This is a genomic window from Fructobacillus sp. ESL1129 (assembly GCF_058507945.1).
On the sequence record NZ_CP196668.1, the window covers coordinates 1 to 24,550 of the forward strand.

Below are 24,550 nucleotides of genomic sequence, written 5' to 3' on the forward strand. Positions count from 1 at the left end.
CAACAGTAGCACTGTATTTAGTGTTACTGTTGTTTTTTTGTTTTGTTTTGTTAGAATATAGTAAATACTTAGATTGTATCTGAAATCTTCAGAGAACAGAGGTGATCTGATGGAAATGGAACGTATTAATGACAACACTATCCGTGTGATGGTGGAAAATGATGACTTAAAAGATCGTGGAACATCCGTAAGGGATCTTTTGTCCGATCGTAGTAAGATTGAGACTTTTTTTTATAACATTCTTGCTGAGCTAGATACTGATCAAGACTTTGTTGACAATGAGAAGGTTTCTTTTCAAGTTTTACCAAATCAGAATGGTTTAGAATTATTCATTTCAAGATTGGACGATGATGATGCTTTAGGTGCCTTTTTATCGACTCTTGGTCAGGATGAAGAAAGTGTTAGCGAAAAGGCTGCCGATGATATGGCGCCAATTGATGACTTATCACTTGAGAAGAAGCAAGCCCTTCAAGAACGGGACAAGGAGTCGACTGTTTTGCCTTCTTCTTCTGTGACGGGTCGAATTGAGGTTGTGGAGCTTTCTGATTTTGAGGGTCTACTGTCACTAGTTGCTTTGTTGAATGAATTTGGTGGACGCAGTTCTGTTTATCTTTATCAAGGTCGCTATTATTTATCACTCGATGCTCGTTATCTTGAAATGACAAGCAATGAGATGAATGCGTTGATGGCAACCCTTGTTGAGTACGGTCGTTTTTCAAAGCTAAGTGATTCTTTTCTTGCAGAACATGGTGAGGTTTTGTTTGAGGGGAATGGTATTCATTCTTTAAACCGTATCTTTACACAGTCCTAAAAACTCTGCATAGAAGGATAAAGTTAGGTATAATGAACGTATCAATTTTTGGAGAGTTTTCATGCAAATTTTAAGCTTTATTACCTTAATTTTGACTTTTTTCCTGATTTTTTATGCAGTTTCTGCTATTTCATCGAACGTTTTAGCTCGTCGGCGAGCGACAGTTTTGAAATCTGATGCTTTTATTGAGCGTCAGCAAGCGACCCATGGCCAATTAATCGATGTTCGTGAAAAGGAACCGTTTAAACGTTCACACCTTAAAGGGGCACGGAACATGCCGGCTTTGTCTTTAGCCCAAGGAAAGTCTGGATTGCGACAAGATATTCCTGTTTTTGTTTATGGAGATACTTTGGCGAATGCATTGGGTGTCGCGAAGCGGTTACGGAAGGAAGGCTTTAATCGGTCAAATCTTTTTCTTATGGCTGGTGGTTTTCGTCAGTTTGCTGCAAAACAAAAGCGTTAAAAAAAGAATCGCTCTTGGCGATTCTTTTTGTTTGAAATATTAGAAGCGTGATTGGTGAGCAGCCTTCGAGCGACGAACTGCTTGTCGTGATACTTCTTCATACTCTTCTTCTGCCTTTTCTTGCGGGGCAACGACCGTCTTCTTGTAGCCAAAAGCTGCAGCTGTTGCGGCCAATGCTGAGCCAAGAATTCCGGCAGCTAAGCCTGTTTTAAATCCCTTTGCCATCATTTTCTCCTTTTCTACTTTGCTTCCTATTATCGTTGATTAAGCGTGTTTTGTAAACGGCTACCTGATGAAAGACTGACTGATGAATAAAATAAAAATAATCGTAATTGCTGGTCCAACTGCATCTGGAAAATCCGAACTTGCGATGGACTTAGCTGAAAAATTTAATGGGGAACTCGTGTCTGCTGATTCACTGCAGGTTTACCAGCAGTTGGATATTGGTACTGCCAAGGCAACGAGTGAAGAACTACAGCGAGTGCCACAGTACCTTATTGATTTAGTACCATATACAGCAAATTTTTCAGTAATCGATTTTGTTTCTGCGGCTGATGATGCCATTCAAAAAATAGTAAAAAAGGGGCGTCTCCCAATCATTGTCGGGGGAACCGGCTTTTACGTAAAAGCATTACTCGGCCAGCAAAGTTTTGATTACGCTGAGTCAGATTCAGACGAAGTAGCTCGTGCCATGCAGCGACCGCTTGAAGAATTAGTGGATGAATTGAAGAAGACGGCTAATTCGGAAATTTTGCAGCGAACGGATTTAAACAATAAAACAAGAGTTGTTCGAGCTTTGCAAATTACTAAGCATGGTCAAAAAAAGATGGAATCGACTCGTCCCGCTTATGATTCATTGGTTTTAGCCATTGAGTGGCCCAGGGAACTTCTTTACGAACGAATTAATACTCGTGTGCACCGGATGGTTGAAAAAGGATTAGAAGACGAAGCAAGGCTCTTATTTGATTCTGGTGGGTTAAATCTGCAGGCCGGGCGTGGTATCGGCTATAAAGAATTTTACCCATATTTTGCGGGACAGGGTTCGTTGAAAGAAGTGATTTCAGCCATCCAACAAGATTCAAGAAGGTATGCGAAAAGGCAGTTAACTTATTGGCGGCACCAGATCGATGGCCTACAGTGGATTGATTGGCAAAACCGTCAACAAAGTGCCGAGACTAAGGTTGCTGACTTTATTAAAAAGGAGTGAAGATACGAATGGATTACGAAAAAGCACTACTTGATTTGAAAAATGGTGTTATCGATGAAATCAATGTGGAACCAACTGATTTTCCAAGATTTCAAAAGGCTTGGTCTGACTTTCCCTTTCAAAATACCGTTCGTGGCATTGCGCATCGTGCTGGAAAAGTTACATATCAACGTGCAAAATAAGGTGTTCGTTGATGGCATTTGTGCTACAATATTAGCAAGTAAAATAAACTTAAAAAATGGCTAAGTTCGGCTTGGCTTTAATTGAGAGGCAAGATTGTGGCATTATCATTTGGACAACATAACGTCGGTATTGATTTGGGAACCAGCAACACTTTTGTGTATGTTGAAGGCAAGGGAATCGTTTTGCGTGAACCTTCCGTAGTCGCACGAAATACCGAAACAAACGAAATCATTGCCGTTGGTGAAGAAGCGCGCGCAATGTTGGGACGCACACCGGCTTCCATTGCGGCAATTCGTCCAATGCGTGACGGAGTGATTGCCGATTACGATACAACGGTCGCGATGATTTCTTATTACTTGAAGAAAGCATTAGGTGGTCGCGTTGGAAAGCCCTTTGTGACACTGGGTGTTCCAGCCAAGATTACGGCTGTGGAACGTCGTGCTGTGATTGACGCAGCGCGTGTGGCCGGGGCTCGTGATGCTTATGTACTCGAAGAGCCGTTTGCCGCTGCTATTGGTGCAGGTTTGCCGGTAATGGAACCAACTGGTTCGATGGTGGTGGATTTCGGAGCAGGGACTACGGACGTTGCCACGATTTCACTTGGAGGCATTGTTTCATCACGTTCGACTCGCTTTGCAGGTGATAAATTGAACGATGCCATTGTGTCTTATGTTCGAAACAATAACAATTTGGCAATTGGTGAAGCGACAGCTGAACGGATTAAGATTGAAGTTGGTACCGTTTCATTAGAAGAAGCCGAGACCCTACCACCTTCAACGGCTCGTGGTCGTGATTTGTTGACAGGGTTGCCAAAGACCATTGATGTGGCTGCTATTGATATTGCTCAGGCTATCCAAGATCCGATTAACGAAATCGTGAATGCAATCCGTGAAACCCTTGAATCAACGCAACCAGAAATTGCGGCTGATATTATTGATCACGGCATGGTGCTGACTGGTGGTGGTGCCCAATTAAACGGTTTGCCAGCCATGATTGAAGCTGTTACGAAGGTTTCCGTCATTGTCGCTGAGGATCCAATGGATGCCGTTGTTAAGGGTGTCGGTGAATCACTAAAGTCACTTGAAATCTTGCGTCGAAGCTAATGATAAAAAAGCGTAGCGCTTGCGCTACGCTTTTATTTTGTTGGTAAAGAAGGGAATGATAGAACATGCGTAAAATCTTTTCATCACGTACCGTTGTCCTATTGATTATCGGATTCTTGGTGGTGGTCGGCCTGATTACCGGTTCGAATTGGTTCGCAAAACGGACAAACACGCCACCTTTTTTTCAACGGGTTGTTAATGATTTGACTGGTGGGGTTGCTAAAGTCATTTCAATTCCTACCAATGCGGTGGGAAATCGGGCCAATTCGTTGGCTAATCTTTTGAATACTTTTTCAGAGAATAAAGCATTGAAGTCAAAATTGGATGGTTATGCACAGAACAAAGTAAAGTTGCAAACTGTTGAAGAAGAAAATCAATCGCTAAAAAAGCAATTGCAATTAAAAAACACACTGACTGATTATCAAACCATTTCAGCAGTGACCATTTCGCGCTCACCAACTACTTGGAATTCCCAATTAGTGATTGATAAGGGAGCGAAGTCTGGCTTGAAAAAAGGCATGCCCGTTCTGGGTGATTCCGGTATTATTGGCTTAATTACAGAGGTCAACACCGTCAATTCCAAAGTTAGTCTGATTTCAGATACTTCGGAAGATACGAATCACATTGCCATTACGGTTAAAGATTCGGCGGGGGATACGAATGGTATTCTAACGGATTATGATGCGGATAAGAAGTTGTTAGTCATGGGATCTGTGGCTAACCAAGCGACAATGAATAAGGGCGATATGGTTGTGACTTCTGGTCTTGGTGGTCTGGTGCCCGCCGGTCTGCTGGTTGGTAAAATCGCTGATGTAACAACCGATTCGTATGGTTTATCAAAGAAAATTTATATTGAACCAGCATCTGATTTATCCAAAATTACGTCGGTTCTAGTTGCAAAAAGTAGCGTGGAGTCTTAAATGGCAGGTTGGCAATTTTTACGATTACAATTTATTTTCCCGGTCGTTTTGTTGGTGCTGTTCCTTGTGGATGGTAATTTAGCTGCGTCCCTGGGACTTTTGATGAAGGAACCCATCCATGCAATTCCAATGTTGACTTTTACTTGGCTGTTTTACGCTATTCAGTTTGGCGTTATCGATCGTTTACCTTTTTATGTCTACGTTGTTGTCTTTGGGGTTCTGTTTGATATCTTTTATACCGGTATTCTCGGCACCTACACTTTGGCCTTTCTACTGGGAACGATTGTGATGGAAAAGTTACGACCATTCTTTGATGAGCGCCTAATGTCGGGGTTGTTACTTCTCCTAATTGGACAATTAGTGTACTTGTTGGTGACGTTGTTTGCTGGGATTATGATTGGAGCAGACAACCTTACGTTGCTACCGTTTTTTGTTTATCTGGTATTACCGACTATTTTGTTTAATTTGATTCTGGCGACGATTTTTTATTTCCCTTCTTGGTCGTTATTTCAACGACTGGGCTAAACTTGCAATGTTGGTCGCTCACCGTTATAATTAAATTCAAGTTAAATCGTTGATTAGGCAGTAGCACTTGAAGACTTTTCAGGAAGCTTACGTTTATTGGAAGTAAGCAAGTTTTAAGTGTGAAACACCCCTAGGAGTGTGTTGGCGAATTTTGTAGTAGTCAGCATCGGTTGTGCCCGTTATGCACGGATGTTTTTTTAAACGTCTTGAGACAGCGCCAGTGATGGTGTTGTAGTAATGAGGTGGGACCGCGTCTATTCGCCCTCTAAGCGCTTTGCTTGGAGGGCTTTTTTTATGTTTTTATGTTGGAGATTGAGATGGAAAATGTGATGACTTTCTTACCTGGTATTCTAGCTGGGCTACAAATGACACTTGGTGTGTTCTTTATCACCATTATCGGGTCTGTTCCGCTGGGCATTTTGGCTTCTTTGGCAATGAAGTCACCATACTTTACGATTCGGTGGTTAGTGAATGGCTACATTTGGATCATGCGTGGAACGCCCCTGTTACTTCAATTGATTTTTATTTACTATGGCCTGGCCATGGTCGGCGTGTCTTTTACACGTTTTGAAGCGGCGGCCTTTGCCTTTATTATTAACTACGCTGCTTATCTGGCCGAAATCTTTCGTGGAGGACTCCAATCAATCCCTCAGGGACAGTTTGATGCGGCTAAGGTTCTGGGTTTGTCAAAGGGCCAGACTTTTTTCAAAGTCATTTTGCCACAGGTTGTTAAAATCGTTGTTCCTTCCTTTGGAAACGAAGTGGTGAACCTAGTAAAGGACACGTCGTTAATTTATGTCATTGGGTTGGGTGATATTCTTCGCGCAGGTTCCATTGCGGCTGCTCGGGACGTGACCTTAGTGCCTTACTTAATCGTTGGGGTTTTGTACCTCATCATGACGGCGGTTGTCACGATTACGCTTCGTGCAAGTGAAAAGCGTTTGAATGTTTGGAGGTAAGCATGATTGAAATCAAAGGATTATCCAAGCAATATGGGGAAAAGGTTATTTTTCGTGACCTTTCATTAACTTTGAAAGATGGCGAGGTTTTGGCTATTTTAGGTCCGTCGGGTATCGGTAAAACGACATTGATTAAGACGTTAACTGGATTAGAGGCAGCACAATCTGGTGAAATTGAAATGGATGGTCAGTCCTATTCAATCTCAGACCCAGCCGTTACGTCAAAAATAGGGTTGATTTTTCAAGACTTTAACCTTTTTCCTCACCTCACTGTGCGTGATAATATTATTCTGGCTCCAATGAGCGTCAAGAAAATGAGTAAGGATGAGGCTAATCAGAAAGCGAATGATTTGTTGGCTAAACTTGGATTAACCGAGCAAGCTGATCTTTATCCTTATCAACTTTCTGGTGGGCAAAAACAGCGTGTGGGCATTGCCCGTGCTTTGGCAATGGATCCACAGGTTATCGCCTACGATGAGCCAACATCAGGATTGGATGAAAAGGCAACAGAACAGGTAGTGGCCATCATGCTATCGCTAAAAGCGGAAGGCGTCTCGCAAATAGTCGTTACCCATGACTTGCCATTTGCTGAAAAGGTGGCCGATGAGACTTTCGATTTTGAAAAAGAGGTTCATCGATGATTTCAAAAAAGAAAAAAATCACAGTCAATACGATTGTGGCACTTGTTTTTTTCGCTTTAATTGCATGGGCTGTCGTAATATTGCTAAAACCTAGTAACGGTAATGTCCAAGCAAAGGAAGACCAGTGGTCGGAAATTAAGGAAAAGAAGTCCATCACCATTGGGTTAGATGACACATTTGTTCCAATGGGTTTTCGGGATAGTGCTGGTAAAATTGTTGGTTTTGATGTTGATTTGGCGGAAAAAGTCTTTTCTAACCTGGGGATTAAAGTCAATTGGCAGCCAATTGATTGGTCCATGAAGGAAACGGAATTAAATACCGGTAATATCGATGCTTTGTGGAATGGCTATACAAAAACGCCTGAGCGGGCCAAACAAGTTGCTTTTTCAACGACCTACCACCGTTCTCAATTGGCATTGGTTGTTAAAAAGAGTTCAGGGGTGAAGCACTTCTCCGATATGCAGGGGAAGGTTCTTGGTGTGCAGACCGGGTCATCAGGCGAAACAGCGTTGAACAGTCAACCCAGTGTATTGAAAAAGTATATTGCTGGTCAAAAGGCGGTAGGTTATGATACTTTCGATAAGGCCTTTACCGATTTGAACGCCAACCGATTGACGGGGCTACTCGTTGATGAAGACTATGCCCGTTACTACATTAAGCAACAGGCGAACCCCAATGATTACGGGATTATGACTGGTGGTTTTGCAGTATCTGACGACGTGGTGGCCTTCCGAAAGGGTGACAATGGGCTACGTCGTGCAGTAGATCGTGAATTGGCAAAACTTGAAAAGTCTGGTTACGTTCATGAACTAGAATTGCGCTGGTTTGGGCAAAGTAGTCAGAATTTAACCTAGATTATCACTAGTAACAGTACTGAAGTCGCGTGCTAAAAGTTAGCCGCGACTTTTTTGTAAGGAGTTGTATGGCAGAGCAAATTCAAAATAAGATTGTTAATTCTTGGCATATTCATCAAGTGGAATCACAACAGTTTAATAGTAATGTCTTAATGCTTGGTTTTGTAGCACCTGTCCGTTTGAAACATATCAACAGTCGTGCCTTACTCTCTTATCTCATGGCAGTACATGCAAAAAAATATCCGAACCAACAGGCTGTATCACGTCGATTAATGGCTCTTTATGGTGCGAGTTATGCTGTTCGTGTATTGACCTACGGTAATCTTGATGTTTTGTTATTTCGAATAACATTTGCAAAAGGGAGTCGATTGGGAAAGGATGCTTTGGAATCGGAGCAAATGATTGAAGAAATCATGACTTTCATGAAGGAAATGATTTTCGGCCTCGATTTCGATTTTCTTTCAATCAATCAGCAGTTGATTGAAAATGAAAAAAAGAATTTGATTCAAGCAATTTTGGCAAGAGAAGATGACAAAGTTGCGCAGGCAATTGACCGTTCAAGAGAGTATCTTTTTTTAGACGAAGGACAACAGGCTTCGATTTTAGGTGATCCAAAGCAGATTGAGCGATTAACAATCCCTGAACTCAGTGGCAGCTACCAAGAGATGCTCGAAGAGAATCAGCGGTTTCTTTTCGCACACGGCGAATGGCCTGAGGGATTAATTGAAAAAGTCGTTCGTGCTTGGCCGGCTAGCAACGCGCCTATTCCTTTTCGTGCTGCTGAACGACCAGCCCTACAAAAACCAAGTAACCAGGTCGAATCGTCGCTTAGTATTGAACAGGCAGTGGTCATTGTTCAATACGAGTTGCCTGAGGATGAGAACGGAAGCTTTGAGGTTCTCGGTGTACTAAATGCACTTTTCGGTGGTGGCCCTGCTTCTCTGCTCTTTACCGAAATTCGAGAGAAAGCATCGTTAGCGTACAATATTTCATCGCGTGCTCAGTTTAGTGTCGGCCTATTAACCGTTATCGCCGAATGTGAGCCAAAAGAAGCACAAGAACTTCTCAAAAAAATTGACGATCAGTTGCAACGAATCATTGCGGGGCAATTCACCGATGAACAGTTTTCTCAGGCCAGAAAAACGGTTTTAGGTGAACGCTTCCGGACAGCAGATGCTGTTGAAAGTCTTGCTTTAGAAAAATTTTTGCAGTTGCTTAGTAGAGAACCAGTGGATGACCAACTTTTTGAGCAAAAGCTACCCTTAGTTACCAGAAAAGAAGTGATGGCTTCAGCTAAGCAATTGAAACGGCAATCAACCTTTATTTTAACGAAGAAGGAGCAGCCTTTATGAAAAAGAATTGGCTCAGAACTGGACAAGACCCTGTCGTGTTTTTGACGCTGCAAAACGGCCTGACTGTGAATCTAATCAACAAACCAGGTTACAAACAGACGGTTGCTTCACTCACGGTCAAATTTGGTTCTCTGACGTCTACTTATCAGGATCGCAAGGGCAAAACGAAAACCATACCTGCGGGGACTGCCCATTTCTTAGAGCATAAACTGTTTGATAAACCCGAAGGCGATGTCCTAATTAAAATGGCTGACTTGGGCGCTGATGGGAATGCTTTTACATCAAATCAAGTGACCTGTTATTATCTTGCCACTCATGAAAATCTTCGTGAAAATATTGAGTTGCTGCTGGATTTTGTACAGACACCCGTTTTTTCTGAGGAATCTGTGAAGCGGGAACGGGGCATTATCGAAGAAGAAATTGCTAGCTATCAAGACGATCCCGATTCGAGACTCTATCAGGGAATGTTAAGAACAGCTTACCCGAACAGCCAATTGGCAAAAGATATTGCTGGTGATGCTTTTAGCCTCCAAAAAATATCTTCTGAAGTTCTCTATGACGTTTATCATAACTATTATCGACCGGATAACATGGTGTTGACGGTTGTTGGTGATTTGAATCAAGACCAACTTTGCCAGTGGATTCAATCGAATCAGCAAGCAGGCGTGTTAACAAAAGCACGAAAAATAAGTGTTGACTTTGCCAATGGTCGACCAGTACAGGTTCGTCAAGATGAAGAAAAGCTTAATGTCAGTTTAGAGAGAATTGCTTGGCTAGGTGGACTTGAAATGCGCCCCAATCGATGTCTTGCTGAACAAGAACTACTGGCCGAATTTGTTTTGGAGCTTGTTTTTGGTGAACAAACGGATTGGTATCAGTCGTGTTATCAAGAGGGCGTTTTGGGGGATGACTTTGATTTTGAAGTTTCGATGATGCCCGGCTACGCCTACGTCATGTTTTTTTCATCGGGTCCCCGTGCCGAGGAGCAAGAAAAAGTCATTCAGACAAGGTTGAATTTGGTTGAGCAAATTCTAAGCGAAGACTCAACGGATTTTTCATTATTGAAACGAAGTTTGATTGGTGAGAAAATTCAGCAACAAGATCAGCTAACCAGCCTTGCCCTAGACGAGGATTTAGCCTTGTACGGTTTGTCACTCTTTGATAAAATGAACCTGTTGAATCAGTTAGAACAAAGGGACTTGGCAGACTATGCCAGGGTCACTTTTAAACGGAGCCAGTTGGCTCAATTTATTGTAAAGAAGCAAGATAATGGTTGAAAGTTTAACAAGTGAAGTAAGGCAAGAATTAAAAGAGGCTCGATTGGCAAAGGGATATACCTTTGAACAATTGGCAGAGCTGACAAAGATTCAGCCTAAGTTTTTAAAAGCAATTGAAGAGGACAATGAGGATGAATTGCCTAGTCCATTCTATACGCGTGCTTTCGCAAAAAAGTTTGCCAAAGCCGTTGGTTTAAATCCTGACGACTTATTTGATGAGGTAGCTTTTGATCCTTACGTTTCGTCAGATTTGTCCTACGCTCACCGTGATGATGATGGTGTTGTTCGCGCGGGAATGGGCACAAGTGAAACGGCTAAGAACCGTTTTCGTGGATGGATTCCAAAGATTTGGATGGCCATCCTCGCTTTGGTTGTGCTGGCTGTTATCTGGTTTGCGATGACGAGGATGAATCAAAGTAATAACAGTTCTTCTGATGATACGGTACATGTTTCATCATCTTCGGTACCACAGTCGTCATCTGTTTCCTCTTCATCGGCTAACTCATTAAAGCTGGAGAATCCCCAGACTGACACAACGAATAAGAAGACTACTTATAACATTGCGAATTCATTAGCTCAGGATCACAAGTTAGTGGCTAAGGGACAAAATGGCGATACCACGTTGAAAGTGACGGACGGCACGGGTAAAGTGCTTTTCAACAAGACAGTGGCAAAGGATGCAGAAGAAACGATTGATCTCCCTGCCAATACGGCAACCGTGACGGTCTTGGTTGGTCAGGTTAGTCATGTTTCGTTAACTTTGAATAATAATCATGTGGATGTACCAAGCTTACCAACTGGTGCAACGACTTGGTCCGTTATGTTGAATTTTAGTAAGTGAGGGTTTAAAAAGTGAATTTACCTAATAAATTAACAGTGTTTCGGATTATTTTAATTCCAGTTTTTGTTCTGCTCCTTTCATGGCCAGGACAAGATGCGACGGTTTTGTTCGGTAATCCAAGCCTGAACTGGGTAATGGCAGCGATTGTCTTTGCTGTCGCTTGCTTAACTGACTTTTTAGATGGACAAATTGCTCGTCGGCGTCATCTCGTGACTAATTTTGGAAAGTTTTTCGATCCACTGGCTGACAAGTTGCTTGTGATGACCGCCTTGATTTACTTAACGGCTTTTGGCGATGTTCCAGCATGGGTTACAACGGTGATTGTGATTCGCGAGCTGGCAGTAACGGGATTACGTACGTTAGTCGTTGAAAACAATGGCACCGTACTTGCAGCAGCTTGGCCAGGCAAAATTAAGACTTTCTCCCAGATGTTTGCTATTTTCTTCCTCTATTTGAAGGATTGGCCGTTCTCGTTGGTCGGTTTACCGTTTGGTGAAGGTCTTCTCTACATTGCCGTTTTCTTTACGATTTATTCCGGCATTGATTATTTTTGGCAAAACCGTTCCGTTTTTGCTGACGGATTATAAGCGCTTTAGGCGCTTTTTTCGTTATAATAATTGAAGGGGAAATGATGCGAACAAATGTTCGAAAAACACTTGCTTTTTCAATCGTAAATCCGTAAACTAGTGGATAGACAATAAGGAGTTTTCAAATGGTTGCAAAGAAGACGAGTGAAAAAAAGAAGGATGGCCGTCAGGCTGCCTTAAATGAAGCGCTCAAAAAAATTGAAAAGAATTTTGGTAAAGGATCAATTATGACCCTTGCTGATAACCAGACCACACAGATTGCGACATCACCATCTGGTTCTGTTAAATTAGACATTGCCTTAGGCGTTGGTGGGTATCCAAAGGGCCGAATTGTGGAAGTTTATGGACCAGAATCATCTGGAAAAACGACCATTGCCTTGCACGCAGTCGCTGAAATTCAAAAGGCTGGCGGAACTGCGGCCTATATTGATGCTGAAAACGCGTTGGATGTTAAGTATGCCGAGGCACTAGGTGTTAAGAAGGACGAATTGCTTTTGTCACAACCAGATACAGGTGAGCAAGGATTGGAAATTGCCGATGCCTTGGTTCAATCTGGTGCTGTTGACATGGTCGTGGTCGATTCTGTTGCCGCCTTGGTTCCACGTGTCGAAATCGAGGGGGAAATGGGAGACGCCCACGTTGGGTTGCAGGCTCGTTTAATGTCCCAAGCGCTTCGAAAGTTAGCGGGAACCTTAAACCGAACGGGAACGATTGCGATTTTTATTAACCAGATTCGTGAAAAAGTTGGAGTGATGTTTGGAAACCCCGAAACAACACCAGGTGGTCGTGCTTTGAAGTTTTATTCAACTGTTCGTTTGGAAGTCCGCCGATCAACGCAGATCAAAGATGGTTCGGATGTGATGGGTAACTTAACGAAGGTTAAGGTTGTCAAGAACAAGGTGGCCCCACCATTTAAGGTTGCTGAGGTTGACATCATGTATGGAAAGGGAATTTCACAGACTGGTGAAATCCTGGATCTTGCAGTCGACCAAGATATTATCGATAAAGCGGGATCATGGTATGCTTATCAAGGTGAGCGCATTGGTCAGGGTCGAGAAAAAGCAAAAGAATATCTTGATGATCCAGAACATGCAGAACTTCGTGAAGACCTCTATCGTCAGGTCCGGAATGCTTATGGCATTGGTGATGAAGTGGCAACTGAAGAAGGACCTGATGAAACTGATCAAGTGACAAAACCTGCTGAAGGTGATGATTTGACTGACGAACCAATTATTTAATAAGATACAGTGACAGATTAAGTTACTTTTAAAAAGCGTTGTTCAACGCTTTTTTTTGTTATAATGTCTTTGTTCCTTACTCGTTGAACGCTTGTTGAAAAAGCAATGTTTTCATTCTTGTACCGGAACATTTTTTCTGTTGTTAATTAATCTTTTGCACACAGTGGGGGAAAAACGCACATGCAAAGATCGCATCGCGGAGGCATTATAGCGTCTCTTGTCGTTCTTGTTATTGCTGGATTGCTCGTCTTTGCTTATCAAACACGAGATAAAAATGGGAATAATGCACCAATTACTGCTGTCGGATCTACAGCCTTGCAACCATTAGTTGAGGCTGCTGGAGAAGATTATCAGAAGAGCCATCCTGGAACATCGGTTACGGTGCAAGGCGGTGGTTCTGGAACAGGCCTTTCACAGATTGCACAGGGAGCCGTTTCACTTGGAAACTCTGATTTGTATGCTCAGGAAAAAAAGGGCATTAATTCAAAGAATCTTGTGGACCACCGGGTTGCCGTTGTTGGGATTATGCCAATTGTTAATCAAGAAGTTGGTGTCGATAATTTGACATTGGAACAACTCACCGCCATTTTCACCGGTAAAATTACAAACTGGAAGGATGTCGGTGGTAATGATCAAAAGATTGTTTTGGTCAACCGTGCCGCAGGTTCTGGAACACGAGCTGCCTTTGAAAAATGGGCAATGAATGGCGCTACTTCGAAAGAAGCCCAGGAACAAGACTCATCTGGAATGGTGAAGTCAATTGTCAAGAACACGCCAGGTGCCATTTCTTACGTCGCCTTTGCCTACAAATCATCAGATGTTACGTCGGTTAAAGTTAACGGTATCATGCCGACTGATGAAAACGTTGAAAATGGTTCTTATCCAATTTGGTCTTATGAACACATTTATACAAAGGGACAGCCAACTGCTGATACAAAATCCTTCTTGGAGTACATGCAGTCAACGGCTTTCCAAAAGAAGTATGTTGAAAAACTCGGTTATATCGCAATGAATAAAATGCAAATTGACCGTGATATTAACGGCCATGTTACCCACAAATAAGGGGATTGCTTGAACAATGGATTTAATTACTGAAAAAATTAAAAAAACGTCGTTATCAACGAAACAAGATCGTTTCGGAAAGTTCATCTCAGTTTCTGCTTTGGTACTCATCGCGGCGATTGTTGTGTTAATTTTTGGTTTCGTTTTGACGCGTGGATTAGCAACCTTTACAACCAATAAAATTTCGGTGAGTGACTTTCTTTTCGGTACGAACTGGAACCCAAGTGTTGTGGATAAGAAGACTGGGATGCCGGGAGTTGGCGCACTGCCATTGATTTTGGGGTCACTTGCAGTAACTTTTCTAGCAGCCATCATTGCAACACCATTTGCCATTGGGACTGCCGTCTTTATGACTGAAATTGCCAAGAAACGTGGTGCTAAAATCATGCAGCCGGTAATTGAATTATTGGTTGGTATTCCATCCGTGGTTTATGGTGTCATTGGCTTAACGGTTGTTGTACCTGCCATCCGTTCAATATTTGGCGGTACGGGACTCGGAATTCTTTCCGGTACAATCGTTTTGTTTGTTATGATTTTGCCAACGATCACGTCGATGACAGTCGACACACTAAAGGGTGTTCCACGACACTATCGCGAATCTGCTTTGGCGATTGGGGCTACCCGTTGGCAGATGATTTATAAGGTGATTTTGCGAGCGGCAACACCGGGGATTTTGACGGCCATCGTCTTTGGAATGGCCCGTGCCTTTGGTGAGGCGCTTGCGGTTCAAATGGTGATTGGAAACTCCGCAACAATGCCGGATTCCTTAGTCTCACCGGCAGCGACTTTGACATCGGTGTTGACGATGGGGATTGGTAACACGGTGATGGGCTCACTCCAAAACAACGTCCTCTGGTCACTTGCCATGATTCTATTACTGATGTCGCTCATCTTTAACATTGTGATTCGCCTGATTGGTCGTAAAGGAGAGCTGAAATAATGAAAGCAAAGACTGCAGATAAAATCGCAACGGGCGTCATCTATGGAATTGCCGCTTCGGTGGCCTTCGTTTTGATTGCCATGCTGGCCTTTATTTTGGTCCGGGGACTTCCGCATCTTTCTTGGCACTTCTTGACCGCTGCTGCTCGTTCCTTTGAGGCTGGTGGTGGAATTGGCATCCAACTCTTTAACTCCTTTTACTTGTTAATTTTGGCCCTGTTGATTTCATTTCCAATTGCACTGGGTGCTGCCATTTATTTGAATGAATATGCGAAACCTAGTCTTTTTATTACGATTGTTCGGACAGCGATCGAAGTAATGTCGTCGTTGCCTTCTGTTGTGGTTGGACTATTTGGTTTTTTGATTTTCGTCGTGAAGTTTCATTTAGGTTTTTCGATTTTGTCAGGAGCCATTGCTCTGACAATCTTCAATTTGCCGATTTTAACTCGCTCGATTGAAACATCCTTGAGTCAGATTCCTAACCTTCAGCGTGAAGCAGGTGCTGCACTTGGTTTGTCACGATTTGAGACCGTGATTCATGTCATTTTACCTGCCTCAGTTCCATCAATTGTTACTGGGGTCGTCATTTCAGCAGGTCGTGTCTTTGGTGAAGCCGCAGCTTTGATTTACACGGCTGGGCAATCGGCTCCGACACTTGATTTCACTGATTGGAATCCCTTTAACTTAGCGTCGCCACTTTCGCCATTCCGGCCAGCTGAAACTTTGGCGGTTCATATTTGGAAGATTAATTCCGAGGGAATTATGCCCGACCTTTCTGCTGTATCGGCGGGGGCCTCGGCTGTCTTAATCATTGTGGTTCTTTTGTTCAACTTCTCTGCAAGGCGTCTAGGCAACTTGTTGTATAAGAAGTTAACGAATTCGTGAGGTTAGCATGACAAAAAGAAGTCAAGAATTGAAACCAGTTTCCGAGTTTATTTCGGACAGTCGTCCGGAACGGTTTGTCTACCAAATGGATGGGGACCGACATGAAATTGCTTTATCGACTGAAAATTTGCAGGTTCGATACGGGGATAAGTTGGCACTGTCGGAAGGTGATCTGTCCTTTGAGAGGTATAAAATTACCTCGTTAATTGGTGCGTCTGGATCTGGGAAATCAACGTTTCTCCGTTCCTTGAATCGAATGAATGATGATGTGGCCAACGTGACTGGTAAAATTATGTATCGTGGGTTGGATATTAATTCCAAAGACATCGATGTTTATGAAATGCGTCGTCACATTGGAATGGTTTTTCAACGGCCTAATCCATTTGCTAAATCGATTTACGATAACATTACTTTTCCACTGACTCGTCGGGGTAAGTACACCAAAGAGCAGTTGGATGAAATTGTGGAAACGACTTTGAAACAAGCAGCTCTTTGGGATCAAGTGAAGGATGAATTGAATAAGTCCGCTCTTGCTCTTTCTGGGGGACAGGCTCAACGACTGGTTATCGCGCGCGCACTTGCCTTAAAGCCCGACATTTTACTTCTTGACGAGCCCTCTTCTGCCTTGGATCCGATTTCGTCTGCTAAGTTTGAAGACACGTTATTGGAATTAAAGAAGTACTACACCATTATTATTGTGACGCACAACATGCAGCAGGCTGCTCGAATTTCGGACTATACGGCTTTCTTCCACCAAGGAAAAGTCATTGAATACGATTTGACACGTAAAATCTTCACGCGCCCTAAGGTCAAGTTGACCGACGATTATATTTCAGGTAATTTTGGATGACAAAAGAGAATGAAACAATCTTAGAAACTAGTAACGTTAAGCTCTGGTATGGCAACAAAGAGGCTTTGCATGGGATTGATTTGAACTTTCCTGAGAAGGGAATTACGGCTTTAATTGGTCCGTCAGGATCTGGAAAGTCGACCTATCTACGTGCGTTAAACCGGATGCACGATTTGGAAGATAACGTGACCGTTACCGGATCGTTTAACTTCAAAGGGCAAGATATCTATGCACCAACAACGGATACGGTTGATTTACGTAAAAAAATTGGAATGGTCTTTCAGCAACCAAACCCTTTCCCATTTTCGATCTATGATAATGTAGCTTTTGGGCTGCGTTTGGCTGGTGTGAAGGATAAGGAAACGCTAGACCGTGCGGTCGAGGAATCCTTAAAGGCTGCTTCCATTTGGGAAGAAGTTAAGGACAACTTGAATAAATCGGCTCTCGGACTATCTGGCGGTCAGCAACAGCGTGTGTCCATTGCCCGTGTTTTAGCTACACAGCCAGACTTGTTGTTGCTTGATGAACCAACTTCTGCCTTGGATCCGGTGTCAGCTCATAATATTGAAGATACTCTTCTGGAATTACGCGATCAGTATGCCATGATTATCGTGACACACTCCTTGTCGCAGGCATCACGAATTTCTGATCGAACGGCCTTCTTCATGAACGGTAATTTGGTTGAAGTAGGGGATACGCGTAAAATTTTTATCGATCCAGAAAAGCAGGAAACGGCCGATTATATTTCTGGTCGATTCGGATAAAAATCGAACATAGCCATTGGGCTGTTAATTTTGAAAGGAAAATGCGATGCGTCGACTATTTGATGATGAATTAGCTGATTTGGACTCATCTTTTACTGAAATGGGTGAATTGGTGGCCAAGACCATCAAGGCAGCCGTACAGTCTTTTATTAAACATGACCGTGACGGTGCTCGAGGAATCATTGATAATGACTATAAAATCAATGAACGCGAAGCGGCTTTGGAAAAGAAGACCTTTGAAATGATTGCGCTTTATCAACCGGTAACAACCGACTTGCGTGAAATTGTTACGATTTTAAAAGCGGTTTCTGTCCTCGAACGAATGGGTGATCAAGCACGAAATATTGCCACTTCAACCATTCGTGTGAAGGGAACGAAGCATATTTTGTCCATTGAGAAACAATTGGGTGAGATGGGCGAATTAGTCGCAACTATGGTGTCCGAAGTCATGTCTTATTATGTGAAGAACGATGCCCTTGGTTCAGAAGCAATCGCAGCCAAAAATCACCAGCTTTCCAACGCGGCCGCCCAGATTCGGACAGAAGCGGTAAAAGGCATGAAGGAAGATCCTGAATTGGTTGATTCAGCTGCTGATTACCTTGTGATTGCCGGATACATTAAGCGAATCGGAGACTACACAACGGATATTGCTGAATGGATTGTCTACAAGCGAACGGGAAAGATTATTGAATTAAATCCCGGTTACAATTACTTTATTTAAACAGTAAAAGAGGCGCGAAATAGCGCCTTTTTTGTTGCTTTTAATTTATGGTATAAGGAGATTTTGCTATAATGGAAGGAGAAAAAGGATTAAGGGAGTGCCTATGCGTTTGATTATGCAGACAGCCGTGAACATGGCTGTCTTCCTCGCCTGTGCGTTATTATTTCCATCGGGCTTTATTTTAGCAAATATGACCGTGGCCGCGATGGCTGCCGTTGTATTGGCGTTTTTAAATCGCTTGCTCAAACCATTACTCATCTTACTGTCACTACCACTGGTCATTATTAGTTTGGGAGCCTTTTCCCTAATTATTAATGCTGCCATGTTGGAATTAACTGCTTGGCTAATTCCAGGTTTCGGTTTTGAAAGTTTTTGGTGGGCTTTTCTGGTGGCACTTTTGCTCACCCTTGCAAACTTGATTTTTGTTGATCAAGGAAGTATTCAAATTAGGAGGTAGTAACATGGCGACAAAGGCAGTAACTGTAAATGATTTGGTGAACCATACTCGTTTAACGATTGTATCTGGGCAGGAGTATTTAAATCGCCCAATCACAACGGCGGATATTTCACGTCCTGGACTTGAAATGACAGGTTATTTTACCTATTATGCACCTGAACGTGTCCAGTTATTGGGGATTACTGAAACTTCCTTTTCAGACCGAATGTCTCACGATGAGCTGTTGATGGTGTACCGCAAAATGGCGGATAAGCAGACGCCCGCCTTTGTTGTTTCAACGAGTCTTCCAATTGCCGATGAATTGAAACAGGCGGCAGAAGAAGCTCATATTCCAATTTTGACCACTCATTTGACTTCTTCACAGATTTTATCGAACATGACTTATTACTTGGGTGGTGAGTTAACGCCACGTCAAGCAGTACACGGTGTCTTGATTGATGTTCATGGGCTTGGCGTCTTGATTACAGGGGATGCCGGTATTGGTAAAACTGAATCAGCTCTTGAGTTGATTCAACAAGGAAAGGCACGTTTGGTTGCTGATGACCGTGTTGATATTCATCAAGAGGATGAACAACGGTTGATTGGACAACCATCCGAAGTGTTGCGTAATTTGATGGAAGTTCGTGGCGTTGGAATTATTGACGTCCAACAGGTTTATGGTGCGGTTTCGGTTCGCTCGCACGCCTCCGTTCGTCTAAACATTCATTTATCGAATGGTAAGATTGGCGAAGAGAACTTCGATCGTTTGGGCAATGAGGATGATACCCTTGAGATTTTGGGCGTCAAGATTAAAAAGATGGTGGTGCCCGTTACGCCTGGTCGTAATACGGCATCGGTCATTGATGCCGCCGCGGTCAAGTTCCGTACACAGAGCATGGGCTATGATGCCCTAAAGACTTTGCAGGAGCGGATGGATAAGGCAATGGCCGAAAACGAAAAAGAGGATGCAGAGGGAAAGAAGCATGACTAAAATTGCGGTCTTAGGTGCTGGTTCATGGGGAACCGCCTTAGCTAATACGATGGCTAAAAATGAAAATCAAGTCATGATTTGGTCACACAAAGAAGCTCAGGCGCAAGAAATCAACGCTCAGCACGAAAATCCCCATTATTTGCCTGGTGCAAAGCTCGACAATGCACTGCAAGCAACGAACAACATGGAAGAGGCGGTTCAGGGCGCTAGCATTGTTTTGATTGTTGTGCCAACAAAAGCCATTCGAACTGTTTCAAAGCAACTGGCTGAAACGCTCGCGAAGTCCAAGCAACGCGTTATTTTAGCCCATGCAGCCAAGGGACTTGAACAAAAGACCCATTTGCGCATTTCACAAATGATTGCTGAAGAAATTCCAGATCAATTCTATAGTGGTTTGGCCGTTATTTCGGGCCCGTCCCATGCTGAAGACGTCGTAAAAGGAGATTTGACCGCTATCTCCATTGGTTCCAATGATGAATCAGCAGCCAAGGCCTTACAAGGGGCATTGGCTAACGAACATTTCCGCCCTTATACGAATAGTGATCTCATTGGATCGGAGCTTGGTGGTGCCCTGAAAAACATCATTGCGATTGGCTCAGGAATGTTAATTGGAAAAGGGTATGGCGCAAACGCACAGGCCGCTTTGTTAACACGTGGTTTGGTCGAAATTCGCCGTGTTGGTCGAGCACTGGGAGCAAAGTCTGAAACCTTCCTTGGCCTAGCTGGTATCGGTGATTTAATCGTCACTGGAATGTCACCTAATTCCCGGAATTACCGAGCCGGGGTTTCTCTGGCGTCCGGAAAACCACTTGCTCAAGTAGAGAAAGAAATGGGAATGGTGATTGAGGGGGTGAACACGATTAAAGCTGTGGTTGACTTTGAAAAAACCTATGGTTTGGATCTACCCATTACAAGAGCCCTTTACCAAGTGATTTATGAAGGAAAGTCCATCGATGAAGGTATTGAAGAATTGATGACTCGCCCGCTTAAAGCTGAAGATTAGCGGAAATTTTGTTATAATGGTATCAAAGACGGTAGGGCAACACGACTGCCGATTAGAAAGTAGGATAGAATGAAACCTGTACGTAAAGCTATTATCCCAGCCGCTGGGTTGGGAACGCGTTTTTTGCCAGCCACGAAAGCATTGGCTAAGGAAATGTTGCCAATCGTTGATACACCAACGATTGAATTCATTGTTCGGGAAGCAATGGCTTCTGGTATCGAGGACATTGTTGTTGTCGATGGAAAGTCAAAGCGGTCAATCGAAGATCACTTCGATTCGAATCCCGAATTGGAAAATAATTTACGTGAAAAGAACAAGCTCGAATTGTTGAAGCTGGTTGAAGAAACCACTGACATTAACATGTACTTCATTCGTCAGTCTCATCCTAAGGGACTTGGGGATGCTATTTTGACTGCTAAGGACTTTATCGGAGACGAACCCTTCGTTGTTTTGTTGGGTGATGATTTGATGCAAGATGAAGTGCCATTGACCAAGCAATTAATTGATCGCTATCATGAAACTGGTGAATCAACATTGGCCGTGATGGAAGTGCCTCACGAACAAGTTTCGGAATACGGTGTGATTGATCCAGCGGCTAAGGTAAAGGAAGATGGTCTTTACCGTGTGAAGTCCTTTGTCGAGAAGCCCAAGCCTGAAGATGCGCCTTCTGATTTGGCCATTATTGGACGTTACCTTTTGACGCCTGAGATTTTCGAAGAGTTGGAAAAGACTAAGCCTGGCAAGGGTGGCGAAATTCAATTGACTGATGCGATTGACACGTTGAACAATCGTCAACATGTTTATGCTCACAAGTTTATGGGCGATCGTTATGATATCGGTTCGAAGATTGGTTTCTTGGAAACCAATATTGAATTCGGATTGAAGCACCCACAAGTGAAGGACGAATTACGAGCTTACATTAAGGAATTGGCTGCTAAGTTGTAATTTTTTTGGAAGAGGTCTAGTCCCTCTTCTTTTTTTGTTCGACAAATGTATTTTTAAAATATACAATGGAGACACTTGGTATAAGGAGGAGACTTATGGCAGAAGTCACACAGTATGACGTAGTTATTATTGGTGCAGGTCCAGCTGGGATGACGGCCGCAACCTACGCTTCACGTGCGGAGCTCAAAACGGTGATGATTGACCAGGGAATTTATGGTGGCCAAATGAACAACACTGCTGAGATTGAAAATTATCCAGGGTATGAAAACATTATGGGCCCCGACTTGGCTGAAAAGATGTATGCGTCATCCACGCAGTTTGGTGCTGAATACAGTTTTGGATCTGTTACTGGAATTGACGTTCTAGATAATCATGACAAAGTCGTCCACACGGATATGGGTGATTTTCAGGCACCAGTGGTGATTATTGCAACTGGATCTGAGCATATTCACTTGGGTGTTCCCGGTGAAGAGGATTACCAAGGGAAGGGTGTCTCATACTGTGCTGTCTGTGATGCTGCTTTTTTCAAAGGTGAGTCTGTTTCTGTTGTTGGTGGCGGGGACTCTGCCGTCGAAGAAGGCCTTTACTTAGCCAACATCGTGAAAGATGTGACGATTTTCGTCCGTGGTGATCGACTAAAGGCACAACCGATTCTACAAGAACGTGCTAAGAAGCAGGAAAACATTCGCTTTGTCTACAATACTTCAGTTACTTCGATTGACGGTAATGAAGAGGCTGTGCAGTCTGTGGGGTTGATTAATAATCAAACTGGTGAGAAATCGACCTTTGAAACGGCTGGGGTTTTCATTTATATTGGTCTTAAGCCAAATACCGCCCATCTGACGAACTTGGGTATCACGAATGAACAGGGTTGGATTATGGCAGATCAAAAAATGGCAACGGCTATACCAGGAATATTTGCTGCTGGTGATGTCTTGGCCAAAGAGCTTCGCCAAATTACCACTGCTGTTGGTGATGGGGGGCTTGCTGGACAAGCGGCTTACAACTACATCGCTTCATTATAATAGTGTAAAATATGAACAAGTAGATGATGCTACTTGTTTTTTGTTAAGGAGAAAAAGATGCCAATTCAATTAGTCGGGATTTCATTCTAATCGCTGAATGGAATTGAAATAATTTGGTTCCATTCTTGTTTACTTAGGAATGGAGAACTGAAATGAAAGAAAAAAATATACGTAACTTTGCCATTATTTCCCATATTGACCACGGGAAATCAACCTTGTCTGATCGCTTAATGGAAATAATGGGAACTGTTAATCAACGTGAGTCAGCGCCACAGCTTTTAGATTCACTAGCTGTTGAACAAGAACATGGCGTAACGGTTAAAGCTCGAACGGTTCAAAATATTTACGAGGATTCTAACGGTGAAAAATATCAATTGAATCTGATTGATACCCCGGGGCACGTAGATTTTAATTATGAAGTCAGTAAGAGTTTGGCTGCCACGGATGGCGTTTTACTTTTGGTTGATGCGACCCAAGGTGTGCAAGCACAAACGGTTGCCAATTGGCGTTTAGCGCATGATTTGGGATTGCCCATGCTGCCTGTCATCAACAAGGTTGATTCACCAAATGCAAAGATTGCTGAGGTTAAGCAGGAACTGCTGGATTTGGATGCTTCTTTGTCACAAAGGCCTTTTTATGAGGTATCCGCCAAAACTGGTCAAGGTGTGGCTGCTTTGATTGAAGGAATTGTTAAATACTTACCGGCTCCGGAGGGAGACGAAAACGCTCCGCTCAAGGCATTGGTTTATGATTCGGAGTTTGATCCCTATTTAGGTGTCATTGTTCAGGTTCGGATTTTTGATGGTAAGTTAAATAAAAATTCTAAATTGGAACTGATGGCTTCTGGCCGCTCCTTTAAAGCCAAAGAGATTGGTGTTTACCAGCCTGCAAGGTTGCCAGTCAAAGAGCTGATTGCTGGTGAAGTAGGATACTTGATAACCGGCATTAAGGAAACCGCTGATGTAGGGGTAGGTGACACTATTACGACGGTTGCCGACGGAATTAAGCAAGCTTTACCAGGCTTTGAAAAGCAGCAACCTTTGGTTTATGCTGGATTCTTTCCACAAGATGATTATCAACTCCTGAAGGAAGCACTGCAGAAGATTGCTTTGAATGATAGTTCCTTGGCAATTAGCGAGGAAAATTCAACCGCAATGGGTCCCGGTTTTCGAATCGGCTTTCTGGGAATTTTCCACTTAAAGATTATTCAAGAGCGATTAGAAGAAGAATATGGCCTAAAAGTAACCGTTACTTCACCCAACGTACCTTATGAGGTGCGGTTGAAAGACTCACAAGAAACTAAAATCATCACGAATCCAGCTCATTTTCCTAGCTTTGAAAAAATAGAAAGCATTGCCGAACCAATGATGACAGCCGTCATTGATAGCCCAGCTGAAAATCTGGATCGTGTGATGCAGTTGGCCGAACAATATCGGGGAACTTTTCAAGACATGGATAATGAAGGCAATCGAGTACGCGTTAACTATCGTTTGCCTTTAGCTGAAATTGCCCATGACTTTTATAACCAATTGAAATCAATTTCGCATGGTTATGCATCGCTTCAAACAAAACCGGATGGTTATGAAGTTAGTGATTTAGTTAAAGTTGAGATCCACATTAATTATGCTAAGGTAGATGCCTTAAGCTTCATCACTCACCGTTCTAAAGCCGCTGTTCTAACGCAAAAACTGGTTCACGAATTAAAGATGACGATACCTAGGCGTCTTTATCCGATGCCAGTTCAGGCAGTTGTGGAAGGGAAGGTACTAGCTCGTATTGATGTGCCACCCCTTCGTAAGAATGCAGCAGTTAATGGCGAGCAGCGTAGTATTTCAAAGAAGCAGGCCTTATTAAGGCGCCAAAACGTCAACAAACGAAGTGCTGCACATTCTGATATTGCGTTGCCTCAAGCCGTTTTTAATACGCTTTTAGCGTTGAAGGACTAATTCTAATTTTAGAAGGGCATCG

General features: G+C 43.0%; 28 protein-coding genes and 1 other annotated feature. Of the genes, 27 read left to right on the top strand and 1 reads right to left on the bottom strand.

The features are described 5' to 3' along the window. The first annotated feature begins 115 nt into the window (after positions 1 to 115). Complete coding sequence (locus tag ACSYSL_RS00005; protein ID WP_491708655.1) at positions 116 to 811, top strand: adaptor protein MecA; 696 nt, start codon at positions 116 to 118, stop codon at positions 809 to 811. Between the two features lie 61 nt (positions 812 to 872). Continuing rightward, positions 873 to 1,274: a rhodanese-like domain-containing protein gene (locus ACSYSL_RS00010; protein WP_010691640.1), complete on the top strand. Its 402-nt coding sequence runs from the start codon at positions 873 to 875 to the stop codon at positions 1,272 to 1,274. A gap of 39 nt (positions 1,275 to 1,313) precedes the next feature. On the opposite strand, the gene ACSYSL_RS00015 is transcribed toward ACSYSL_RS00010, so the two are convergent. Next, the gene (locus tag ACSYSL_RS00015; protein ID WP_491708656.1) at positions 1,314 to 1,499 is read right to left on the bottom strand and encodes a DUF3042 family protein; all 186 of its coding nucleotides are present in this window, start codon (positions 1,497 to 1,499) and stop codon (positions 1,314 to 1,316) included. A gap of 82 nt (positions 1,500 to 1,581) precedes the next feature. Here ACSYSL_RS00015 and miaA point away from each other — a divergent pair, with 82 nt between their 5' ends. The 25 genes from miaA (at position 1,582) to lepA (ending at position 24,528) form a co-directional block, all read left to right on the top strand. Beyond that, positions 1,582 to 2,481 carry a tRNA (adenosine(37)-N6)-dimethylallyltransferase MiaA gene (gene miaA / locus ACSYSL_RS00020; protein ID WP_010691638.1) on the top strand — a complete coding sequence of 300 codons (900 nt, stop codon included), beginning with the start codon at positions 1,582 to 1,584 and terminating at the stop codon, positions 2,479 to 2,481. An 8-nt stretch (positions 2,482 to 2,489) separates the two neighbouring features. After that, positions 2,490 to 2,663 (top strand): protein YkzS, encoded by a 174-nt coding sequence (gene ykzS, locus ACSYSL_RS00025; RefSeq protein ID WP_010691637.1) that lies wholly within the window; start codon positions 2,490 to 2,492, stop codon positions 2,661 to 2,663. Between the two features lie 96 nt (positions 2,664 to 2,759). Further along, complete coding sequence (locus ACSYSL_RS00030; protein ID WP_010691636.1) at positions 2,760 to 3,767, top strand: rod shape-determining protein; 1,008 nt, start codon at positions 2,760 to 2,762, stop codon at positions 3,765 to 3,767. A 65-nt stretch (positions 3,768 to 3,832) separates the two neighbouring features. After that, a complete protein-coding gene (mreC, locus tag ACSYSL_RS00035) occupies positions 3,833 to 4,687 on the top strand; it encodes a rod shape-determining protein MreC (RefSeq protein WP_491708657.1) in 855 nt (284 codons plus the stop codon). Beyond that, positions 4,688 to 5,212 (top strand): rod shape-determining protein MreD, encoded by a 525-nt coding sequence (gene mreD / locus ACSYSL_RS00040; protein WP_010691634.1) that lies wholly within the window; start codon positions 4,688 to 4,690, stop codon positions 5,210 to 5,212. Positions 5,213 to 5,252: 40 nt separating this feature from the next. Further along, positions 5,253 to 5,481 (top strand) — a binding site (T-box leader). Between the two features lie 48 nt (positions 5,482 to 5,529). Further along, complete coding sequence (locus ACSYSL_RS00045) at positions 5,530 to 6,171, top strand: amino acid ABC transporter permease (RefSeq protein ID WP_187753162.1); 642 nt, start codon at positions 5,530 to 5,532, stop codon at positions 6,169 to 6,171. A 2-nt stretch (positions 6,172 to 6,173) separates the two neighbouring features. Beyond that, positions 6,174 to 6,812 carry an amino acid ABC transporter ATP-binding protein gene (locus ACSYSL_RS00050; protein WP_187753163.1) on the top strand — a complete coding sequence of 213 codons (639 nt, stop codon included), beginning with the start codon at positions 6,174 to 6,176 and terminating at the stop codon, positions 6,810 to 6,812. Further along, positions 6,809 to 7,666, top strand: coding sequence for an amino acid ABC transporter substrate-binding protein (locus ACSYSL_RS00055; protein ID WP_056994988.1), 858 nt, complete (start codon positions 6,809 to 6,811; stop codon positions 7,664 to 7,666). Before ACSYSL_RS00050 ends, ACSYSL_RS00055 begins: the two co-directional genes overlap by 4 nt. A 29-nt stretch (positions 7,667 to 7,695) precedes the next feature. Next, positions 7,696 to 9,018, top strand: a complete 1,323-nt coding sequence (locus tag ACSYSL_RS00060; RefSeq protein ID WP_491708658.1) for a M16 family metallopeptidase — start codon at positions 7,696 to 7,698, stop codon at positions 9,016 to 9,018. Next, positions 9,015 to 10,295, top strand: a complete 1,281-nt coding sequence (gene yfmH, locus ACSYSL_RS00065; protein ID WP_491708659.1) for an EF-P 5-aminopentanol modification-associated protein YfmH — start codon at positions 9,015 to 9,017, stop codon at positions 10,293 to 10,295. The genes ACSYSL_RS00060 and yfmH overlap by 4 nt, the downstream gene beginning before the upstream one ends. Continuing rightward, a complete protein-coding gene (locus ACSYSL_RS00070; protein ID WP_010691628.1) occupies positions 10,288 to 11,136 on the top strand; it encodes a helix-turn-helix domain-containing protein in 849 nt (282 codons plus the stop codon). Before yfmH ends, ACSYSL_RS00070 begins: the two co-directional genes overlap by 8 nt. Before the next feature lie 11 nt (positions 11,137 to 11,147). Beyond that, complete coding sequence (pgsA, locus tag ACSYSL_RS00075) at positions 11,148 to 11,723, top strand: CDP-diacylglycerol--glycerol-3-phosphate 3-phosphatidyltransferase (protein WP_010691627.1); 576 nt, start codon at positions 11,148 to 11,150, stop codon at positions 11,721 to 11,723. Between the two features lie 125 nt (positions 11,724 to 11,848). Continuing rightward, the gene (gene recA, locus ACSYSL_RS00080) at positions 11,849 to 12,961 is read left to right on the top strand and encodes a recombinase RecA (protein ID WP_491708660.1); all 1,113 of its coding nucleotides are present in this window, start codon (positions 11,849 to 11,851) and stop codon (positions 12,959 to 12,961) included. 180 nt (positions 12,962 to 13,141) lie between these two features. Then, positions 13,142 to 14,023 (top strand): phosphate ABC transporter substrate-binding protein PstS family protein, encoded by an 882-nt coding sequence (locus ACSYSL_RS00085; RefSeq protein ID WP_010691625.1) that lies wholly within the window; start codon positions 13,142 to 13,144, stop codon positions 14,021 to 14,023. Between the two features lie 16 nt (positions 14,024 to 14,039). Then, the gene (gene pstC, locus ACSYSL_RS00090; protein ID WP_010691624.1) at positions 14,040 to 14,963 is read left to right on the top strand and encodes a phosphate ABC transporter permease subunit PstC; all 924 of its coding nucleotides are present in this window, start codon (positions 14,040 to 14,042) and stop codon (positions 14,961 to 14,963) included. After that, positions 14,963 to 15,847, top strand: a complete 885-nt coding sequence (gene pstA / locus ACSYSL_RS00095) for a phosphate ABC transporter permease PstA (protein ID WP_010691623.1) — start codon at positions 14,963 to 14,965, stop codon at positions 15,845 to 15,847. Before pstC ends, pstA begins: the two co-directional genes overlap by 1 nt. 85 nt (positions 15,848 to 15,932) lie before the next feature. After that, positions 15,933 to 16,697, top strand: a complete 765-nt coding sequence (pstB, locus tag ACSYSL_RS00100; RefSeq protein ID WP_420889344.1) for a phosphate ABC transporter ATP-binding protein PstB — start codon at positions 15,933 to 15,935, stop codon at positions 16,695 to 16,697. After that, on the top strand, positions 16,694 to 17,461 hold the full coding sequence (pstB, locus tag ACSYSL_RS00105; RefSeq protein ID WP_010691621.1) for a phosphate ABC transporter ATP-binding protein PstB: 768 nt from the start codon (positions 16,694 to 16,696) through the stop codon (positions 17,459 to 17,461). Before pstB (ACSYSL_RS00100) ends, pstB (ACSYSL_RS00105) begins: the two co-directional genes overlap by 4 nt. Positions 17,462 to 17,507: 46 nt before the next feature. After that, positions 17,508 to 18,182, top strand: a complete 675-nt coding sequence (gene phoU / locus ACSYSL_RS00110; protein ID WP_010691620.1) for a phosphate signaling complex protein PhoU — start codon at positions 17,508 to 17,510, stop codon at positions 18,180 to 18,182. A gap of 103 nt (positions 18,183 to 18,285) precedes the next feature. Continuing rightward, positions 18,286 to 18,639 carry a phage holin family protein gene (locus ACSYSL_RS00115; protein ID WP_491708661.1) on the top strand — a complete coding sequence of 118 codons (354 nt, stop codon included), beginning with the start codon at positions 18,286 to 18,288 and terminating at the stop codon, positions 18,637 to 18,639. Positions 18,640 to 18,643: 4 nt separating this feature from the next. Beyond that, positions 18,644 to 19,609, top strand: coding sequence for an HPr(Ser) kinase/phosphatase (gene hprK / locus ACSYSL_RS00120; RefSeq protein ID WP_010691618.1), 966 nt, complete (start codon positions 18,644 to 18,646; stop codon positions 19,607 to 19,609). Further along, positions 19,602 to 20,612, top strand: coding sequence for an NAD(P)H-dependent glycerol-3-phosphate dehydrogenase (locus ACSYSL_RS00125; protein WP_491708662.1), 1,011 nt, complete (start codon positions 19,602 to 19,604; stop codon positions 20,610 to 20,612). Before hprK ends, ACSYSL_RS00125 begins: the two co-directional genes overlap by 8 nt. Before the next feature lie 69 nt (positions 20,613 to 20,681). Then, a complete protein-coding gene (gene galU / locus ACSYSL_RS00130) occupies positions 20,682 to 21,557 on the top strand; it encodes a UTP--glucose-1-phosphate uridylyltransferase GalU (RefSeq protein WP_010691616.1) in 876 nt (291 codons plus the stop codon). Positions 21,558 to 21,652: 95 nt separating this feature from the next. Further along, the gene (gene trxB / locus ACSYSL_RS00135; protein WP_491708663.1) at positions 21,653 to 22,582 is read left to right on the top strand and encodes a thioredoxin-disulfide reductase; all 930 of its coding nucleotides are present in this window, start codon (positions 21,653 to 21,655) and stop codon (positions 22,580 to 22,582) included. A 152-nt stretch (positions 22,583 to 22,734) separates the two neighbouring features. Then, a complete protein-coding gene (lepA, locus tag ACSYSL_RS00140) occupies positions 22,735 to 24,528 on the top strand; it encodes a translation elongation factor 4 (RefSeq protein WP_491708664.1) in 1,794 nt (597 codons plus the stop codon). The last annotated feature ends 22 nt before the right edge of the window (positions 24,529 to 24,550 follow it).

What these genes read in the sequence shown, in the direction of transcription:
- ACSYSL_RS00005 (WP_491708655.1), top strand. Translation starts at nt 116, where the DNA reads ATGGAACGTATTAATGACAACACTATCCGTGTGATGGTGGAAAATGAT.
- ACSYSL_RS00010 (WP_010691640.1), top strand. Translation starts at nt 873, where the DNA reads ATGCAAATTTTAAGCTTTATTACCTTAATTTTGACTTTTTTCCTGATT.
- ACSYSL_RS00015 (WP_491708656.1), bottom strand. Translation starts at nt 1,499, where the DNA reads ATGGCAAAGGGATTTAAAACAGGCTTAGCTGCCGGAATTCTTGGCTCA.
- miaA (WP_010691638.1), top strand. Translation starts at nt 1,582, where the DNA reads ATGAATAAAATAAAAATAATCGTAATTGCTGGTCCAACTGCATCTGGA.
- ykzS (WP_010691637.1), top strand. Translation starts at nt 2,490, where the DNA reads ATGGATTACGAAAAAGCACTACTTGATTTGAAAAATGGTGTTATCGAT.
- mreC (WP_491708657.1), top strand. Translation starts at nt 3,833, where the DNA reads ATGCGTAAAATCTTTTCATCACGTACCGTTGTCCTATTGATTATCGGA.
- mreD (WP_010691634.1), top strand. Translation starts at nt 4,688, where the DNA reads ATGGCAGGTTGGCAATTTTTACGATTACAATTTATTTTCCCGGTCGTT.
- ACSYSL_RS00045 (WP_187753162.1), top strand. Translation starts at nt 5,530, where the DNA reads ATGGAAAATGTGATGACTTTCTTACCTGGTATTCTAGCTGGGCTACAA.
- ACSYSL_RS00050 (WP_187753163.1), top strand. Translation starts at nt 6,174, where the DNA reads ATGATTGAAATCAAAGGATTATCCAAGCAATATGGGGAAAAGGTTATT.
- ACSYSL_RS00055 (WP_056994988.1), top strand. Translation starts at nt 6,809, where the DNA reads ATGATTTCAAAAAAGAAAAAAATCACAGTCAATACGATTGTGGCACTT.
- yfmH (WP_491708659.1), top strand. Translation starts at nt 9,015, where the DNA reads ATGAAAAAGAATTGGCTCAGAACTGGACAAGACCCTGTCGTGTTTTTG.
- ACSYSL_RS00070 (WP_010691628.1), top strand. Translation starts at nt 10,288, where the DNA reads ATGGTTGAAAGTTTAACAAGTGAAGTAAGGCAAGAATTAAAAGAGGCT.
- recA (WP_491708660.1), top strand. Translation starts at nt 11,849, where the DNA reads ATGGTTGCAAAGAAGACGAGTGAAAAAAAGAAGGATGGCCGTCAGGCT.
- ACSYSL_RS00085 (WP_010691625.1), top strand. Translation starts at nt 13,142, where the DNA reads ATGCAAAGATCGCATCGCGGAGGCATTATAGCGTCTCTTGTCGTTCTT.
- pstC (WP_010691624.1), top strand. Translation starts at nt 14,040, where the DNA reads ATGGATTTAATTACTGAAAAAATTAAAAAAACGTCGTTATCAACGAAA.
- pstA (WP_010691623.1), top strand. Translation starts at nt 14,963, where the DNA reads ATGAAAGCAAAGACTGCAGATAAAATCGCAACGGGCGTCATCTATGGA.
- pstB (WP_420889344.1), top strand. Translation starts at nt 15,933, where the DNA reads ATGGATGGGGACCGACATGAAATTGCTTTATCGACTGAAAATTTGCAG.
- pstB (WP_010691621.1), top strand. Translation starts at nt 16,694, where the DNA reads ATGACAAAAGAGAATGAAACAATCTTAGAAACTAGTAACGTTAAGCTC.
- phoU (WP_010691620.1), top strand. Translation starts at nt 17,508, where the DNA reads ATGCGTCGACTATTTGATGATGAATTAGCTGATTTGGACTCATCTTTT.
- ACSYSL_RS00115 (WP_491708661.1), top strand. Translation starts at nt 18,286, where the DNA reads ATGCGTTTGATTATGCAGACAGCCGTGAACATGGCTGTCTTCCTCGCC.
- hprK (WP_010691618.1), top strand. Translation starts at nt 18,644, where the DNA reads ATGGCGACAAAGGCAGTAACTGTAAATGATTTGGTGAACCATACTCGT.
- ACSYSL_RS00125 (WP_491708662.1), top strand. Translation starts at nt 19,602, where the DNA reads ATGACTAAAATTGCGGTCTTAGGTGCTGGTTCATGGGGAACCGCCTTA.
- galU (WP_010691616.1), top strand. Translation starts at nt 20,682, where the DNA reads ATGAAACCTGTACGTAAAGCTATTATCCCAGCCGCTGGGTTGGGAACG.
- trxB (WP_491708663.1), top strand. Translation starts at nt 21,653, where the DNA reads ATGGCAGAAGTCACACAGTATGACGTAGTTATTATTGGTGCAGGTCCA.
- lepA (WP_491708664.1), top strand. Translation starts at nt 22,735, where the DNA reads ATGAAAGAAAAAAATATACGTAACTTTGCCATTATTTCCCATATTGAC.